This is a genomic window from Thermococcus marinus (genome assembly GCF_055389025.1).
Genome location: NZ_AP042417.1, coordinates 1,054,259 through 1,071,055 on the forward strand (window position 1 = coordinate 1,054,259; position 16,797 = coordinate 1,071,055).

Annotated in this window: 19 protein-coding genes and 2 tRNA genes; 20 read left to right on the top strand and 1 reads right to left on the bottom strand. The window is 49.9% G+C overall.

What is annotated here, in order from left to right; all coding sequences use genetic code 11:
* The 20 genes from ACZ5ER_RS05850 (at position 1) to ACZ5ER_RS05945 (ending at position 16,351) form a co-directional block, all read left to right on the top strand.
* Positions 1-1,146 carry a tungsten cofactor oxidoreductase radical SAM maturase gene (locus ACZ5ER_RS05850; protein ID WP_464935121.1) on the top strand — a complete coding sequence of 382 codons (1,146 nt, stop codon included), beginning with the start codon at positions 1-3 and terminating at the stop codon, positions 1,144-1,146.
* 49 nt (positions 1,147-1,195) lie between these two features.
* Positions 1,196-1,281: transfer RNA gene (locus tag ACZ5ER_RS05855), tRNA-Ser, on the top strand.
* A 20-nt stretch (positions 1,282-1,301) separates the two neighbouring features.
* A tRNA-Cys gene (locus ACZ5ER_RS05860) sits at positions 1,302-1,376 on the top strand.
* 91 nt (positions 1,377-1,467) lie between these two features.
* Positions 1,468-2,265, top strand: a complete 798-nt coding sequence (gene cas6 / locus ACZ5ER_RS05865; protein WP_464934000.1) for a CRISPR-associated endoribonuclease Cas6 — start codon at positions 1,468-1,470, stop codon at positions 2,263-2,265.
* On the top strand, positions 2,225-4,537 hold the full coding sequence (cas3, locus tag ACZ5ER_RS05870; RefSeq protein ID WP_464934001.1) for a CRISPR-associated helicase Cas3': 2,313 nt from the start codon (positions 2,225-2,227) through the stop codon (positions 4,535-4,537). The genes cas6 and cas3 (ACZ5ER_RS05870) overlap by 41 nt, the downstream gene beginning before the upstream one ends.
* Entirely contained in the window at positions 4,503-5,606 is a 1,104-nt protein-coding gene (locus ACZ5ER_RS05875) for a hypothetical protein (protein ID WP_464934002.1), read from the top strand. The genes cas3 (ACZ5ER_RS05870) and ACZ5ER_RS05875 overlap by 35 nt, the downstream gene beginning before the upstream one ends.
* Positions 5,590-5,940 (top strand): hypothetical protein, encoded by a 351-nt coding sequence (locus tag ACZ5ER_RS05880; RefSeq protein ID WP_464934003.1) that lies wholly within the window; start codon positions 5,590-5,592, stop codon positions 5,938-5,940. Before ACZ5ER_RS05875 ends, ACZ5ER_RS05880 begins: the two co-directional genes overlap by 17 nt.
* Positions 5,933-6,889 carry a DevR family CRISPR-associated autoregulator gene (locus ACZ5ER_RS05885; protein WP_464934004.1) on the top strand — a complete coding sequence of 319 codons (957 nt, stop codon included), beginning with the start codon at positions 5,933-5,935 and terminating at the stop codon, positions 6,887-6,889. The genes ACZ5ER_RS05880 and ACZ5ER_RS05885 overlap by 8 nt, the downstream gene beginning before the upstream one ends.
* Positions 6,890-7,561, top strand: coding sequence for a CRISPR-associated protein Cas5 (gene cas5 / locus ACZ5ER_RS05890; RefSeq protein WP_464934005.1), 672 nt, complete (start codon positions 6,890-6,892; stop codon positions 7,559-7,561). It begins immediately after the preceding gene.
* Positions 7,562-7,585: 24 nt separating this feature from the next.
* Positions 7,586-8,098 (top strand): CRISPR-associated protein Cas4, encoded by a 513-nt coding sequence (gene cas4 / locus ACZ5ER_RS05895; protein WP_464934006.1) that lies wholly within the window; start codon positions 7,586-7,588, stop codon positions 8,096-8,098.
* A gap of 9 nt (positions 8,099-8,107) precedes the next feature.
* A complete protein-coding gene (gene cas1b, locus ACZ5ER_RS05900; protein ID WP_464934007.1) occupies positions 8,108-9,088 on the top strand; it encodes a type I-B CRISPR-associated endonuclease Cas1b in 981 nt (326 codons plus the stop codon).
* 198 nt (positions 9,089-9,286) lie between these two features.
* On the top strand, positions 9,287-9,634 hold the full coding sequence (gene csa5 / locus ACZ5ER_RS05905; protein ID WP_050003010.1) for a type I-A CRISPR-associated protein Csa5: 348 nt from the start codon (positions 9,287-9,289) through the stop codon (positions 9,632-9,634).
* Entirely contained in the window at positions 9,634-10,581 is a 948-nt protein-coding gene (gene cas7a, locus ACZ5ER_RS05910; RefSeq protein WP_050003011.1) for a type I-A CRISPR-associated protein Cas7/Csa2, read from the top strand. The genes csa5 and cas7a overlap by 1 nt, the downstream gene beginning before the upstream one ends.
* 1 nt (position 10,582) lies before the next feature.
* Positions 10,583-11,326 (top strand): type I-A CRISPR-associated protein Cas5a, encoded by a 744-nt coding sequence (gene cas5a / locus ACZ5ER_RS05915; protein ID WP_464934008.1) that lies wholly within the window; start codon positions 10,583-10,585, stop codon positions 11,324-11,326.
* Entirely contained in the window at positions 11,310-12,557 is a 1,248-nt protein-coding gene (cas8a2, locus tag ACZ5ER_RS05920) for a type I-A CRISPR-associated protein Cas8a2/Csx9 (RefSeq protein WP_464934009.1), read from the top strand. Before cas5a ends, cas8a2 begins: the two co-directional genes overlap by 17 nt.
* Positions 12,554-14,119 (top strand): CRISPR-associated helicase Cas3', encoded by a 1,566-nt coding sequence (cas3, locus tag ACZ5ER_RS05925; protein ID WP_050003014.1) that lies wholly within the window; start codon positions 12,554-12,556, stop codon positions 14,117-14,119. The genes cas8a2 and cas3 (ACZ5ER_RS05925) overlap by 4 nt, the downstream gene beginning before the upstream one ends.
* On the top strand, positions 14,116-14,778 hold the full coding sequence (locus ACZ5ER_RS05930) for a CRISPR-associated endonuclease Cas3'' (RefSeq protein WP_050003015.1): 663 nt from the start codon (positions 14,116-14,118) through the stop codon (positions 14,776-14,778). Before cas3 (ACZ5ER_RS05925) ends, ACZ5ER_RS05930 begins: the two co-directional genes overlap by 4 nt.
* Entirely contained in the window at positions 14,750-15,427 is a 678-nt protein-coding gene (gene csa3, locus ACZ5ER_RS05935) for a CRISPR-associated CARF protein Csa3 (RefSeq protein WP_050003016.1), read from the top strand. Before ACZ5ER_RS05930 ends, csa3 begins: the two co-directional genes overlap by 29 nt.
* 159 nt (positions 15,428-15,586) lie before the next feature.
* A complete protein-coding gene (locus ACZ5ER_RS05940) occupies positions 15,587-15,661 on the top strand; it encodes a CRISPR-associated endoribonuclease Cas6 (protein ID WP_265100838.1) in 75 nt (24 codons plus the stop codon).
* A complete protein-coding gene (locus ACZ5ER_RS05945; RefSeq protein WP_464934010.1) occupies positions 15,662-16,351 on the top strand; it encodes a CRISPR-associated protein Cas4 in 690 nt (229 codons plus the stop codon).
* Here ACZ5ER_RS05945 and cas2 read toward each other — a convergent pair.
* Entirely contained in the window at positions 16,344-16,601 is a 258-nt protein-coding gene (cas2, locus tag ACZ5ER_RS05950) for a CRISPR-associated endonuclease Cas2 (protein ID WP_050003018.1), read from the bottom strand. The genes ACZ5ER_RS05945 and cas2 overlap by 8 nt on opposite strands.
* Between the last annotated feature and the right edge of the window lie 196 nt (positions 16,602-16,797).

A 16,797-nucleotide genomic window follows, 5' to 3' on the forward strand; every position in this document is an offset into this window, starting at 1 on the left:
GTGGCCAAGGAAGTCGGCAAGGAGTACACATTTAGCCTCTGGGACGGAAAAGTCATAGTCAGGCCGAAGCTTGATATGAAGTACCTCTACATCGAAATAACCAGCAGGTGCAACCTCAAGTGCGAGATGTGCTTCAAGCAGTACTGGGAGGACGAAGAGGGTGACATGGACTGGGAGCTCTTCCTTAAGATACTCGACGATGCAGAGGAGTTCCCCAACCTGAAGATGATTTACTTCGGTGGAATAGGAGAGCCCTCCGTCCACCCGCGCTTCATGGACATGGTCAGAGAAGTCAAGAGGCGCGGCTTTGCGCTGGGAATGAGCACCAACGGGACGCTCCTCACGGACGATATGCTGGGGGAGTTTGCGAAGCTTGGGGTTGACCTCGTATATTTTTCCATGGACACTGTTCCGACGGCACAGAACGCCATAACCCTCGGCCACATCGCCGCGGCGGTCACAGCGGATAAAATCAGGAAGCTTGTAAAGTACAGGGAAGAATACGGGACGCACAGGCCGAGCATTGGAGTCGAAGTCGTTGTCACGAAAGAGAACTACAGGGAGCTTCCTGAGCTCGCCCGTTATCTCCTCGACCTCGGCGTTGATTCCATGCTTGTATCAAACCTTCTGCCACTAACAGAGGAACAGACAAAGGACATAGTCTACGACGGGAGCGTTGACATGAAGCCCATACTTGAGGAGCTTTATAAGGTAGCCCACAACGGGCTTTACATAAAGCTCCCCTACTTTGAACTGAAGACGGAGAGGCAGTGCGAGTTCGATGAAAACAACGTTGCAGTGGTCAGATGGGACGGTGAGGTTGCCCCCTGCTACCGCTTCCTTCACAGCTACTACGAGTACATCTTTGGAAGAAGGAAGAAGGTGAACGCCTACTCCTTCGGAAACGTCAGGGAAAAGAGCCTTGCGGAAATCTGGACGAGTGAAAAGTACACCTGGTTCCGCTTTACGATGAAGAACTACATGTACCCGTCCTGTACAGACTGCCCTCTTGTTGATGCCTGCGACTTCGTTAAAACGAGCGACGTAGACTGCTGGGGCAACGAGCCGAGCTGTGCCGACTGCCTCTGGGCCAGGAGAATCGTCCAGTGTCCCATCCCACAGCACAACTTTGGGAAGTTCTATTAGCAAAAAGCTTAAAAACCCTCCCAGGCTCATATAAGTCGGGCGTTGGAGTGCCGCGGTAGCCTAGCCTGGTAGGGCGCCGGCCTGCTAAGCCGGTGGGCGGTGCCCACCGGGGTTCAAATCCCCGCCGCGGCGCCATTAACTTCTCTTGGGTCAATGCCGGGATAGCCTAGAGGCGAGGCGAGGGACTGCAGATCCCTTTCACCCGGGTTCAAATCCCGGTCCCGGCTCCAAACCTTTTTGGCATTCTGTTCCTTCTGGGTGGTTCACTGTGTTCTGCTTGGGTTCTCGAAATCTTTATAAGGTTCTACTGTGCACATTCTCATGATTTCAATCCTCCGTTGTAGCAGGGGTGATACTTTGAGATTTTCAATACGACTAACATCCCAAAGTGAGCCGTTTAAAGTCCCGTTCAATCATCTCCACTACCTCCAGGGGTTGGTTTACAGGAGAATACAGCGTATCAACCCGGAGCTCAGCCTCAAGCTCCACAATCCTAAGATTCCAAAGTTTTTCACGTTCTCCCTGTTCATGGCCGAAAAGAGAGAATTTCTCGACGGCAGGCCGTATTTTCATGGCTACAATGGGGCATACTTCTACTTCTCCACGGCCGTCCCTGAAATCGCGGAGGCGTTCATTGGAGGGCTTCTCCAGGAACCTCTGGTCGAGCTGTGGGGCGAGAGGTTCTTCGTCAAGGAAGTGAAAGCGGTTCCAGAGCCAAAGACCTTGAGCGGCAGAAAGCTGGTGACCCTCTCCCCCGTTGCGGTTACGACTCTAAAAATGCAGTTTGGAAAGCTAAAACGCTACGACCTTGGCCCAACTGAGCCCGAGTTCTATGACAACCTCCGCGAAAACCTGCTTGAGAAGTATGTGGCCCTTTACGGGAAAGAGCCTGAGGAGAAAGATATCGGGCTGGACGTTATCCTCGCCAAGCCCAAGAGGCTTGAGGTGAAGCCGGGTATTTACCAGAGGGCGTGGCACTTGGTCTTCAGAGCGAGGGGAAGTGAAGAGCTCCTCCGCGTCGGCTATCAGGTCGGCTTCGGCGAGAAGAACTCGATAGGGTTCGGGATGGTGAAGGTTGATGGATATAAGAGGGGACTTTCGAAAGGCAACAGGGTTTAATCCTTACACCTTCCAACTGAAGGCAATGGAGAGTCTAATTGAAGGAAGCTCTCTCATAGTTCGTGCTCCAACCGGCTCGGGAAAAAGTGAAATGGTTCTTATTCCGTTTATCTTTGAGATTAATGAAAATTTGCCCTCCCAAATGATTTACTCGCTCCCTAACAGAACACTTGTTGAGAGCATTGGGGAAAGGGCAAGGAGATACGCTTCCTACAAGAAGCTTCGGGTGGCAGTTCATCACGGCAAAAAGCCCGAGAGTCAGCTCTTTGAGGAGGATATCATTGTCGCAACCATTGATCAAACAGCTGGAGCTTACCTAAGCGTTCCCCTGAGCATGCCGAAAAGATGGGGAAACATATTTCTAGGGACAGCAGGTTCTGCGATGCTTGTTTTTGATGAGGTTCATACCCTTCACCCTGAGAAGGGACTTCTAACTTCAGTCGCCATGAGCATTGAGAGTGCGAAGTTAGGTATTCCATTTGTTATGATGTCAGCAACCCTACCCAGAAACTTTATGGAGCGAGTGAAAGCTCTAGCCGAGAAAAAGGGTGGGAAAGTTGAGATAGTAGATGTAGAAGATGAAAAGGAAATAAAAGCAAGGGCAAGAAGGAAAGTTGAACTCAATACGGAGCCCCTGTTTAATGAAACCCCTCTCACGGCAAAGGAAATAGAAAGACAAGCGGAAGACGTTGATAATCTCATTGTCGTCGTCAATACGGTTGGGAAGGCCCAGCAGCTTTATCGGGAATTGAAGGCCAACGCTGACAGGCCGGTAATTTTAATCCACTCTCGCTTCCTAGAGGAAGATAGATCCCTGAAAGAGGCAAAAGTCAGGGAGATCTTTGGGAAGGGAAGCTCTGCTAATGAGGCTATACTGATATCAACACAGGTTATTGAAGTAGGAATGGACATATCTTCAGAGAAACTCCTAACTGAGGTCTCACCTGTTGATTCTCTTATCCAGAGAGCTGGAAGAGTTGCTAGATGGGGAGGTAAAGGCGAGATTATAGTATATAACGTCGAGAAAAAAGCGGGAAATCCCCATGCCCCTTACTCTAAGGAACTCGTTGAATCCACTATCGATGCTCTAAAGGGTGTTGAACTACTTGATTGGCAGACAGAGATAGAACTTGTTGAGAGAGTTCTCTCAAAACCGTTTGAGGGCTATCTGGATCCATACAAATTTTATGAGCGACTGGGAGGCCTCGCAAGGGCAGTTTATGAGGGTAAGAGGCCCTATGTTGAAGAGAACGTTAGAGAGGCGTATTCAGTTGATGTTGCAATCTACAACGACGTAAGTAATCTGAATCCTGACGATGCCTGGAAGCTCAAGCGCCTTCGGGTTGATTTCAGAGTTCTTAAAGGTAAATTCGACCAGATTATGGAAGTTGGAGGGGGAATCTACAGGGTGGAAGAGAACTTTATCATTGATGAATACGAAAGTAGATACACCTTTGTTCCTGTCTCAGATAAGAACGAGATAATGCCGTTTGAGTTCTATATAATAACGGGCATTAGCTATTCGCCGGAGCTGGGACTGCTCTTTGATTGTGAGGGGGGCATCAAGAGGTTTGAGTTCGAGGAAAGAGACAACGTAATCAATGTGGTTGGAGAAGGCAGAATGAGAAAGGAAAGCTGGGTAGAACATTCGAGAAAAGCCCTCGATGTCCTAAGAGTGTACATGCTCCCACGCTATGACTATCCAATTAGGGCATTTGCCAAGTATTTTGGTGTTTCTAAGAAAGAGCTGATTAGTTGGATAGAGCTGAGCGTCGCTTTGCACGACCTTGGAAAGTTGAATATCTACTGGCAGAAAAAAGCGGGCTGGAGACTTGGAGAAGAGCCAATAGCTCACGGATTTGAGAAAAAAGGCAAGTTGCCGCCGCATGCAACCGTCTCGGCTAAGGCGCTTGAGAAATTACTATTTTCAAGTATTGAGAAAAAGATTGCAAGAGCACTCTATCTATCAATAGCTCATCATCACTCTCCAGGAGCACGAGAGTTTTCTAAATTCAAGTTGGTTGACTCATGGACATCTCAGATTCTCAAAGTTATTGGTAGTATTGACCTTGATGTGGACATTACAAGAGTTCAAGAAAAATCTGATGGTGGAAAATTACCCATTGCTTATTCTCAAATTCCAGATATTCAAAAGAAAAACGCTCAATATAGATTTTACGGTTTAGTCTCAAAACTTTTGCGTATATCAGATTGGATTGCGACAGGAGGGGGTGAATATGAGAGAATACTTTATTCCAAAAACTGGGTTTAATTTTTTTGATATTGCTAGGGCATATGGGTTAGGTATTGTTGCATATGCCCTATCTGATGAGTCAGATGTTACAGTGGAGGATAGTGGATTCGCATACAAAATAACAGTCGGGGAAGAACTTAACATAGGAAACACCGAGGAAATACAAAGGTATCTGCCCTCTCAAGATTCTCCTAGTGGCCAATACTGGGAGTACGTCCTTAAGACATCTAATATAAAGAATAAGCTAAAGCAAGAAGTTAAGAACTTTTTTAAAGACCCAAAAAACATTAAGGGAATTCTTGAAAAACACTCAAACATTGAGAATATAGCATGGGTATTTAACTCATCAACAAAAGGAAAAAAGAAGCCAAAAAAGAAAGAAAAAGCACTAAGTCTACCACAGTCTTTGGAATTGGGGGCAGGGAAAGGGATAAGAGCTACCATACCCTCAACATTGACAGAAAAAGGCCTTGAATTGCCCCCAGAACATAAGGATCAGCTGTACTTAGCCATTCTAGGTGCCTTAAATGCGTCGGTATATTCTTTTCATCATTCGGGTAGCACTACATATACATACATTGTTTATCCCCTCCCTGGTAAAGTTGATGTTGAGTTCATTACAACAAGGGCTATAACCAATGAATTAAGAAAAGCGTTAGCAAACTCCCACAAGGCAGGCCTGTTCCCGACATTAGCGTATATAGCGGTCGAGATGGAGATGGCAAAACGGAGCTCCTTCTTAGAAGAACCGACACTTGTTCCCTCACTAATCTACGGGGTCATGGCAAAGTCCCCTCAAGCAAAAGATAAGCCCTATTCCACAGGAAGATTCCCGTTAGAGTTAGTAAGCAAAGTTCCCTCTGAAGTCTTATCTTTTTGGAGAAACATACTCAGACGTAGTGACAGAAAAGGCTACGAAGACATTGCCATGGCGTTATCTAAGTTCATGGCTGAACCAACTTTGGAGAATTACTACTCCTACATCCGGCTTCACTTAAGAAACGAGTTGAGGCCAAACTCAATAAAATTTGGTTCTTATGACGCGGATTCCCTTTTGGAGGTGTTGAAGAATGTCGAAGTTAGCTGAGCTGTTTGAGAACGAAGCAGTTAGGAACTTTGGGAGAGTACTAAGAAACATGATTAGACCACCAATTGACAACAAAACAAAAAAAGAAAAGTGGTCTCCAGACTATTCCTCTTTAGTTGAGCTAGAGTACGTCGAAAAAAGTGAGGATTTTGTTGACGTCATAAAGAGACTCCTCAGAAGATATGAGACCATAGCAAGGAAACATAACTTAAGGAGAGTAAGTGAAAAAGACTTGGAAGAGCTGGTGAAAATTGTTGACGAATATGGGGTCAAGCTCGTTCGTTCTGCACTCATAAGCTATGCCCTTGTTAAAGGAGGTGAGGAGAATGAGTGAAGGAAAGGTAAAGGTTTTTGAGATTGCCATACTTGGTAGGGCCCTTTGGGAGCTTCACAGCCTCAACAACGAGGGGAATGTCGGAAACGTCGTTGAGCCAAGGAGCGTCAAGATAATAGACCCAAACACTGGAAAGGCAGTAACTACCGACGGCATCTCAGGAGAAATGCTTAAGCACATACACGCTGAGATGATGTGGCTTCTTGATGACAAAAACCATCTATGTGCAGCTTGTAGAACGCTCCATCCAGAGAGATTCAACTACGTTGTTAGTAAGACTGGGAAATACTCTAAGGGGGACGAGCCAAAAGTCATTGAAGATGCATTGAAAACTTGTGATATCTGTGATGTTCACGGGTTTATGGTTGAAAAGCCAACGGTTTCAAGGAAGTCCACCGTTGAGTTCGGATGGGCTCTGGGAATCCCAGAGGTTTACAGGGATATACACCTCCATGCGAGACACGCTTTGGGCGAGAAAGGCAAGAGACAGGAGAGTGAAGAAGGCAGAGAAGGTGGAACCCAGATGATATACCACAGGCCAACAAGAACTGGCAGGTATGCAATAGTTACCGTCTTCCAGCCTTGGCGTATAGGCCTTAACGAGGCAAAGCAGGACGTGTATACCTACGATGGAAAGCGCAGAAAAGAACGCTACCAGCTTGCACTTAAGGCATATCAGCTCATGTTCACAAGGCCTGAGGGAGCCATGACAACTACAAGGTTGCCTCACGTTGTTGATTTCGAAGGTGTGATAGTTTACTCAACCGAGCCAATGCCGGTACCTGTAATCTCACCGCTGAAGGATAACTACGTCAGCGAGATTGAGAAGATCGCGAACGCTTTGGATAGTATTCAGGTTGTGAAGTTCAAGGGTGTAGCGGACTTCGTGGAGAAGCTCAGGATATTGGTGAATGCAGAGCCGTACCAAATGACATTCGGGGGAGAGTGAATGAAGTGGCTTAAGCTAGTCGTTCACTTTCCTTCCTTCTACTCCTATAGGATCCCAGAATATTCATCCCAATACGCACTGGCACTACCGCTGATAGCCCCATCTACTATAAAGCTAGCAATAATCTCAACAGCTATACGGATAAGCGGGAAAGTTAGTGAGGGAAAAAAGATATTTGGTTATATCCGGGACGCAGAGGTTGGAATAAAGCCCCCAGAGAGGATAACAGTAAATAGCGTCTTCGTGAAGAGACTTAAGAAAAAGAAAGACCAAGGAGGTTTCCAGGAGAGCTTTGGAGTCAGAGAGTACATACACTTCTCTGGGGATATAGAAGTTTACTTGGGAATACCCGATGAAGCAATGGAAAAAGTAAAGCACTATGCAAAGCACATAAGATACATTGGTACAAGCGATTCATTAGCATACATAAAAAGTGTTGAACTCACTAAAGAGCTTCCTCAAGGGGTGATATTTCCGGTTGCAATCTCTGAAGTCCCACCGGGTTCACACATCTATCCAGTAAAAGACTTTTCTTCAAAGGCCACTTTTGAGCAGATAAATCCATATTCCTCGAAGAATCGTGGAAAACCCTATGAAACCAAATACTATCCACTAAAACTTTCCAGGAGACCAGTAGAGGGTAGCAATTGGAAAATTCTTTCCATTTCTTAATTTGTTCTGGTTGGAGGGTTATTAATGCCCCCTGAATACCCCCTCACCAACCTCCTCATCACCGGCACCGAAATCAACTACCTCTTCATCTGCCCGACTAAGCTCTGGTACTTCGCCAAGGGCATCACGATGGAGCAGGAAAACGAGTGGGTTGACCTCGGCAGGTTTCTCCACGAGCAGCGCTACGCCAACGAGGAGAAGGAAGTCCTCGTCGGAAGCATAAAGATTGACTTCATTCGGCGGGGCGACATCATAGAGGTCCACGAGGTCAAGCTGAGCAAAAGTATGGAGAAGGCCCACGAGATGCAGGCGCTGTACTATCTCTACTACCTCAAAAAGCTAGGCATTAAGGCCAAAGCGGTTCTCCACTACCCGAAGCTCAACGAAACAAAGGAGGTAACTCTCGACGGAAGGGAGGGTGAAATCGAGAAGGCGATAAAAGAGGTTGAGCGAATTAAATCTCTCCCGGCTCCACCGAAGCCCGTTAAATCAAAGAAGTGCCTCAAATGTGCCTACTACGAACTCTGCTGGGTTTGAGGTGGTCACATGAGGAAGCGCTCCCTGACCCTGCTCTCTGACGGAACGCTTTTCAGGAGGGAGAACACGCTCTACTTCGAGAACGAACTTGGGAGGAGGCCACTGGCTGTTGAGGGAATTTACGACATCTACGTCTATGGTCACGTGACGATAACCTCCCAGGCGCTCCACTTTTTGGCTCAGAAGGGGATAGCGGTTCACTTCTTCAACCACTACGGCCACTACGACGGCAGTTTTTACCCGAGGGAGAGCCTTAATTCGGGAGATTTGATCATCAGACAGGCGGAGCACTACCTTGACGGGGAAAAGCGCCTTAGGCTAGCGAGGCTCTTCGTCAGGGGGAGCGCGCTCAACATGGAGCGTAACTTAAAGCGCTGGAAAGTTAATGATGGCTTCTCTGAGGAGTTGGGGGAACTCCTGGAGGAACTTGAGGGGGCGCGGAAGATAACCGAGGTAATGAACGTCGAGGCAAGGATTAGAGAGGCCTATTACTCGAGGTGGGACGGGCACCTTCCAGAAGGCTTTAAGATAGTGAAAAGAACGCGTAGGCCGCCGGAGAACGAGATGAACGCGCTAATAAGTTTCCTCAACTCAAGGCTCTACGCAACCATTGTGAGCGAGCTCTACAACACCCAGCTTGTTCCTACCGTCAGCTACCTTCACGAGCCCGGGGAAAGGAGATTCTCCCTTGCCCTCGACCTGAGCGAGATTTTCAAGCCGATTGTAGCGGACAGGCTCGCGACGAGGCTCGTAACCAAGAGAATGCTCTCAAAGGGGCACTTCAGAGAGGAGCTCAAAGGTGTCCTCCTGACGAAGGAGGGAATGAAGAAGGTCCTTTCCGAGTACGAGAAGGAGCTGTCCAAAAGCGTAAGGCATCCGGAATTAAAGAAGAACGTGACAAAGAAGAGGCTCATTCGCCTTGAGGCCTACAAGCTCATCAAGCACCTCGTTGGGGTGAAGGAGTACGAACCGCTGGTGGCTTGGTTCTGAGGTGTTCAGCTATGGCTAAACACGCTCGGGACCTGTTTGGAGACTATACAAAAACACCTCCAAGCGGAAACGTCCACGTATTCTACCCCTGGTTCCATTTTATGTTTAGCTTTTTCTAAACAATTTGTTGTTCCTGCTAAACGATTCTAATCGTAAAACTTATATGTAGATGTGTGCTACTATTATCGAGGTGATCCAATGTCCGAATACGAAGGAATAGTAAAAATGCTGAGGTTCTTCGTACAAATGAAGAACTTCGGCTATGTGGACAGGATTGGAAACGCCCTAAATCCTGAACCTGTGGAAGTAACGCTCCACGAGGCCCTGAGGGCCTTCAGGTCAGTACGCGAAAGCGCCCCCGTTGACGAAAGTGGAAGAAGGTACGTGGAGAAGGACGGGAAGAAGATTCCGGTTCCAGGCATACCCACTGAGGAAGAGATTAAGGCTTTTCTCGACGATGTACGCTCCGATATTGGCGTTGCAAAGCGTGTTGCAACCCTTGCCCTTGCGTATCCCTCAAAAAATGAGTCTGGAGGGGATGAGTGATGTTTTTGAGCGTTGGTGTTAGGTTTGAGGCGAACGTCGAGGCTTTGAACATGGTTGAAACGGCCGGAAACTACAGCAAGCACAGGCGCGTTCCCTACCTCGTTGAGGAGGACGGCAGGCTCAAGACAGTCTACGTTCCGGCGCTGAGCGGTGAGAGCCTCGCCCATGCCTACCAGGAGCACCTCGTTAGGGAAGCTCTCGGCCTGGGCCTGCCAGTCTGCGACGACTGCAGGAGGGACGAGTTCTACAAGTCCATGAACAAGGTTCACCTCAAGAAGAAGGTCAACCCGATTCCCGACGACCCGAGGGATATTGAAATTGCCATAGTAAGGTCCTGTGTTGTTGAAGACGTTGGCGGTTTCCTCTACGCGGAGAAGCCACCGGTCAGAAGGAGCTCAGCCTTTCAGGTCAGCTACGCCCTGCCCGTCAAGTCTGTTGCCCTCTTCGCGACTTCAGAACCCCAGCTCCACGCGAGGCACGCCCAGATGGACTCCTCAAGCAAGAAGGGCAACGCCTCTGAGCAGATGATATACTACGTGGAGACCGGCACTGCTCTCTACGGCTTCACGTTTAACCTCGACCTCGATGCCATAGGTGTGAGCGCCATAACCTCGGAGCCGATTCTCGACGAGGACGAGATAAAGACCAGGCGTGAGGCCGCCTTGAGGGCTCTCTTCAGGATGCTCTCCTCCGCGCAGTTCGGAGCAAAGCTCTCCCGCTTTTTCCCGGTGGGAGGCATAACCGAGGTGGCAGTAGCCGTCACAGAACACCCGTTTGTCGTCACATCCCCGATTTACGACGATTACATTGCCAGAACGGAGAGAAGGCTAAAAGTTCTTGAGGGCCTTGGAGAGAATTACCTCTTCGCCGTCGCGACTGGAGAGAAGGTTCCGGAGGAAGCCCTGAAGGAGGCGATGGACTACCTCAGGGAGCAGGGAGCGTTCTGAGGTGGTTCCCTTGACTTTCTTTTTAAAGGTCATGATGAGACCAACGGGAATAGTGGCCCTCCGCGCCCTGCCGCAGAGCAAGATGAGAACGGCACTTCGCTACGTTCCCCCGACGACGCTTATTGGGGCGATATCCTATCCACTCCACCACCTCTCAGGAAACAGGGCCGAGACTGTATATGACAGGAAAACGGTCAAAAGCACCGCAGACGGGATTAGGAACCTGTTCGAGTGGGTGACCATTAAAACCATTGGGAAGCCAAGACTATACGGAGCACTGCTGAAGATTAACAAAACACACAGGGGCGAGCTCCAAACGGCCGTCACATCATTTCCCTTCGCGGTGATGTACGGTTCAGGGGACTCCACAATAACCGCGGTCTACCTCGTGAACGGGGAGGAGCTCTCCAAAGGGCCTTATACGATGAAAGACCTCGAAAGGGCGGCGTGGGGAATAACAAGGCTTGGTTCAAGGGAGTCAGTGGTCAGCGTTGAGAACGTTGAGACGGGTAAAGCCGAGATATCCGAAGCTTCCAGTGCTGAGACATCATACGCGTTCCCCTTCAAGGGATTCGAAGTGCAGGGCAGGGGCACACTGCAGTCTGTAGTGGACTGGCGCTCAGGGATTGGTGACTATTCCAGCACGAAGCGCATCGTAATGTTCTACCCTGAGGATACTGTCAAGGTAAGAGGAGAGCTGAGAACCGCTACCGTGGGGGGTGAGACCCTTGTCCTCGCTCCTTGAGGCAATTGCAAATTACCCCTACGAGGGCCTGACAAGGGAACTCCTTTCCCTCGGGATGTCATGGGTAGTTATAAATACCGGAACCCTTGAACCGGACGCGAACGAGCTGGCGGATTCCCTTGAAGGCGCCCTCCGTTCACTCGGCGATAGGGCTAAGGCGCACACTTCCAAGATGGGCCGGAACGACGGGAGCTCCTTCGATAAGGTTCTCAAGGTCTGGTTCAACAGGAGCGCTCCCGAAACCTATGGGGAGCTTTTCGAGCTGGTCGTCACTGAAACAGTTAAACTCCTCAGGAAGGGACTCCTCGACCCCAGAGCCTCTCTAACGTCCGTTAGAGTTGATAAGAACGGGACATATCTTGGCGTTGAGTTTGATGGCCAAACATGGAAACAGCCCGGAAAGAAACCAAAAGCTGAATATTACGCGATACTGCCTGCAATAATCAAGCAACCAGAATACTACGAGCGTCAGAGCGGTTTTCTCGTCCCAACTACAGGTCAGAAGGCCCAGATACGCCTTGACCCGCTGTGGTTCTCTTTCGTTGCCTTGGGGTTCTTTACGGGTTTTGCCGGCTTTGTCGGCGGCAGGTATTACCTGATAACAAAGCCAGGGATAGAAGGGTTCTGGCCGTATGAGGTTGAGGACATAGTTGTTCAGGGATTGTTACCGATAACGGAGGCAGGAATCCGCGGGAGGCTTTCGCTGAGCACGGAGGAGCTCTACGAGATGAAGCTTGCAATGAAGCTTGCCGAGGAAAACAGGGACGTTCCCGAGGAGGCTTACCCCGTTGTCCTCCACGTGATTAGCCTTGAGGGGCAGGTGTACACAGAACTCAAAACGGTTCAGCTTGACCTCTTGGGCCTTAGTAGATACCTGAATTCCTACGTGGGGCGCATCAAGGCCCTTAGCACGGGGGGAGTTCCCCTAACCGTGGAGCTGAAGGAAGGAAAGGCCACGGTTCACAAATATCCCCTGTGGGCCCTCGTTGACGTTGCCGAGAAGGAGTTGAGCAGGCGGGTAACTGGTGACGGGGAGATGCTCGCTTACATCTTCGTCAAAGACCTTTATCGTGCCATCAACAGCGGGAACAAAAGGCTCATTGAGGACTCCCTGTTCAGACTATTCCGCCAGGGCAGGGCTTTGCTTGAAGGAAATGCGAGGGCAAGCGGCGAGCTAAGGAAAGTTCTGAGGGCGTTCATGTGGAAACCCCACATGGAGGTGCTCCTGTGAGGCCCTATGAAGAAGCCCTCAAAAGGCTCGCAGATGTCAAGGGCTTTATGCCCGAGAGGAGGCCCCTCCTTGAGGAGGCGTTTAGCTTTTTGACCTCCTCCCCAAAGCCGTTTCTCATTCTGAACGCTCCCACGGGTTACGGCAAAACCCTCCTCAGCTACGCCCTCGCGCTTCACTCCCTAAATGATGCCTCTCTCTTTGACAGGGTCATCCACGTCCTCCCCATGAGGTCAATTATTGAGGACGTTCAGAGAACGGCCGAGGAGGCCTTCGGTTTTTCAAGGACGAAGATGATGGGGTCGAGCGGCGAGTTCATGCACCTCTTTCCCCTGAACATCACAACCGCCGACACGTTCACGTGGGACTTACTGAAGCTCAACACAAAGAGAAGGCACCTCGTGAAGGCGGGAAGGGAGTTCGGCTACGACTACCTCACCCAGGCTTCGATTTTAACGTCTCTCGTTGTCTTTGATGAGGCCCACTTTCTGCTGGAAGATGAATCCATGGCGACGGCATTCAGCTCGGTTGTTGAGTTTCTGACCTCTCAGGGAGTTCCAATCGTCGTGATGACCGCCACTCTTTCCAGTGGCCACGTTGAGTTCTTTGAAAAGCATGCGAGAAAAAACGGCTACGAGTTTGAAGTGCTCAAACCCGATGAAAACGACCCCTTCATAAGGAGGGAACTCCAGAAGGACATCTCGATGACGTTTGGTAATGGCAACCCGCTTGAGTTCGTTGAACCCGGGAAGAGGAACGCCGTCATAGTTAACACCGTTGAAAGGGCGGTTGAGCTGTACAATCGGGCCTTAGATGAGGATACTGGGTTCGGGAAGGACCGAATAGTCCTGATTCATGGCAGAATGAAGCCAAGCCACAAACAGGCCCTCATTGACCGCCTCAGAAGGCTCAAAAATGAAGAGTTTCTCCTGATTGGAACTCAAGCGGTTGAGGCCGGCGTTGATTTTTCGAGCGATGTAATGGTTACCGACAGGGCACCCATCAACTCCCTCCTCCAGCGCCTTGGAAGGCTCGCCAGGCATGCCCGGGACAGTGAGGGCCAGGTGGTTATCATGGAAGACGCACCTACCGGACCGTATCCTTCCGAAAAGGTTGAACTCACCGTTAACCTTCTGAAGGAGGAGGGGATTCACCCCAGGGTTCCCCAGACCTATGAGCGGATAGTGAACGAAGTTCATGGCTCAAGTCTTGTGTCCGTTACAAAGCTAATCAACAAGTCGTTGAGCGGAAAACTCGTCAAGTTCATGGCTGAACCCTCCAAAAGAGCACCCCAAGTTCTTGGAGAAATCGAGAGGCTTATCCAGCAGGGAATCCCGATTATGAGAGGTTTTCTTATTCCGCTTTCCGTTGAAGGTGAGGTCGTGCTCATAAGCCCGAGGAAGCTCCTTGACCTTTACTCAAAGGGCCTCGTCGAGCTGAAAGATATTAAATTTGAGCTACGCGGAATCAGCGATGCCTACCGCGTTGCAAAGAGTTTAGCGCTTGGTGAAGATGTTGAGGTTATCTACGTTGGGGATTACGACCGGGAGCGTGGTATACCATGAGGCCTTGCGCTTACTTCAGCAACGGAAAGTGCATCGAAACGATGGAAGCCCACATACGGAGAGGTCTCGAGCTGATTGATTGCCTTTATCTCGCGAGGAACTACGGGGCCTTTCTCGGAAGGCTCCTTGAACTTAACCCCACTGCCGCAGGGGACCTGTTGAGAAAGGCGTACGTTCTACACGACGTTGGGAAGTGCCTTGAGATGTTTCAGAACAGGAGAGGGGGTTTCGGCTACCACGAGTTCTACTCATACCTTGTAGCGCGAAAAGTCTTGGCAGGCTTTGGAGAAGCCGGAGATATTGCTTCCGTCGCAATTCTACTCCATCACCACGACTGGATACGGAAAACAATCGTCAAAAGACCTCCAAGTTTAAGACTGGCTGAAGAGTGCCCCGGACTAATACAGGCACTTTCAGGCCTCGAAGTTCCTGATAAAATACCCTGGAGTGAACCCGTTGAGGAATACTCCTGCGTCGAGAAAACTCTCAAGAGAAGCCTTCGGGCAGTTTATACCCTCCTTCTGCCGATTGTGGTGGCGGACAACTACGCCGCGGCGTGTAACAGGGGAGGGAAGGGGAGCACTCTTGGGAAGGAAATCCTGGAGACCCTGAAGGTGAGGGGGTGGGACCTTGCTGGTTGTCTTCCCGGTGGGCTTTGATGAGAAGTTCATACTCAGGGCGTTGATGAGAAAGAGAGAAGAGATAGACGGTCTCGGCAGGGGAGACAAACTCATTGCCGTTTTACCAAAGGGCTACAGAGAGGAACAAAGGACGGTGAATGCCCTGAAGGCAATAGAAAGCATAGTTGGGCCGATAGTAGGGGAGGAGAACATCATTCACTTGGAGGTTCCTTCAAATGGCGATGAGATGGTAGTCACAATAAAGCGAAGTGTGGAAGACAACATGACCAGAGACAGGGTTGTCCTTGCAGTTCTCTCGGGGGGAATGAGGCCCCTCGTTGTTGGGACTTTACTGGCACTCATGAGCCTAAAGAGCACGCGGGTCATCGTTGAGAGCGACTTCGAGAACCTCTCAGGCCACATCTCCCTTGAGCTTGGTTCGTTTCTGGCTCCCTACAGCAGGAGGTGGGCTATGATTTTGTGCGGTTTGATGAAGGGAAAGAGCGTTAGAGCAATAGCGGAGGAGCTTGGCGTCTCTCCAGCGACGATAAGCAACGAGTTGAAGAAGATGGCGGATTATTATTTAGTTAGGAGCGAACGTCCCGATGGTCGGGCCCCGAGGTATCAAATCACGCGGGCGGGTAAGACGTACATTAAGCTGATGGGGGTCAGTTGCAATGAGACTTGAACTCCTGCTCCACTTTAAGGTTTGTTGCAATGAGACCTAAGGAAAATTGAAAGGAAAGCGCAGGGAGCAAGATGTTTAGAATAAAGCACGACGGCAAAACCGGGATACAAACAGGTCCGCGCTTGGGAGTTCCACTTTAGAACGGGGGGCGATGAGGAGTTGCTCCGCGTTGCTTGGGACACTGGACTCGGAATGAGGAATGCTCACGGTTTTGGGATGATTGGGGTGGTCTGAATGAACCTCCCGGAAGAAATCAAATCCTTCAACGAGAGAATTAAGAACGCCATAAACGGCAACCACAGGCCCGAGAGAAGGATATGGGTAACCTCTCTAAGCTACTGCCTCAGGAAGACCGCCCTTGACATATACCTCAACGCGTACAGTCCCTCGCGTAGCTGGGAAGCCAGGATAGGCTCCGCCCTGCACGGCTGGCTGGCGGAGGTCGTTGGGAGCGCAGAGTTCGAGGTTCCGGTGGAGTATCCGATAAGAGACGGGTGGAAGCTCGTCGGAAAGGCCGATGCCGTTAAGGGCCCCTACGTTCTTGAGTTCAAGTTCAAGGGGTTTGAAGGCAACGGGGAAGGAATTCCGCGAAAAAATCACGACCTTGAGCACGCGGAGCCGTCGCGGGAGTGGGTCGAGCAGATTAACGCCTACATGGGGATGCTCGGAAAGGAGAAGGGATACATCTACATCTTCGACAGGAACGGGCTCGACTTCCGGGTGTTTCCTGTCGAGTTTGATGAGACCCTCTTCAGGAGGTTCCTGGGGAGGGCCAAAAGGGTTATTGAGGCCGTAGAGGAGCTGGAAAGCGGGAAGTTCCCACGCTGGATATCGACGGTTGGGCGGAAAGGCTGGGTATGCAACCGCTGTCCCTATAAGCCGATTTGCGCCGAGATTGACAGGGAGGAGCTAAAGGTCAAATGATGTTCTCCATCGGGTTCTTTTCCGTTCCAAGGACGTCGCGGAGGGGCTGTGAGCGAAGGCGGTAGATTACCACCGAATCTTCGCTTTCGTCTATTATCTCCTTCAGCCCTGCCTTGATGCGCTCGTACTCTGCCCCCGTGACTTCTCCCTCGAAGACGCTGTTCTGGACCCAGTGGAGGTGCTGGCGGAGGAACTTCTTGACGTGGTTGACGCGCTTCACGTTCACATCATAGACCACGATGATGTACATGGAACCACCGTAAGGGTTAGGAAGTCCTGAATTTAACCTTTTCTGGCCTATCACGCTAAAAGTGCCTCAATTTCCAAAAAGGGCTGTTTGAGAGGAGGAAAAGTAAAAATCTCTTCTCGAATGCGGCAGGAAATCAATTTTTGTTGTTTCAAAATTATTACTTATTGTTATATGCTCTCGCTTGAACTGTAACGAA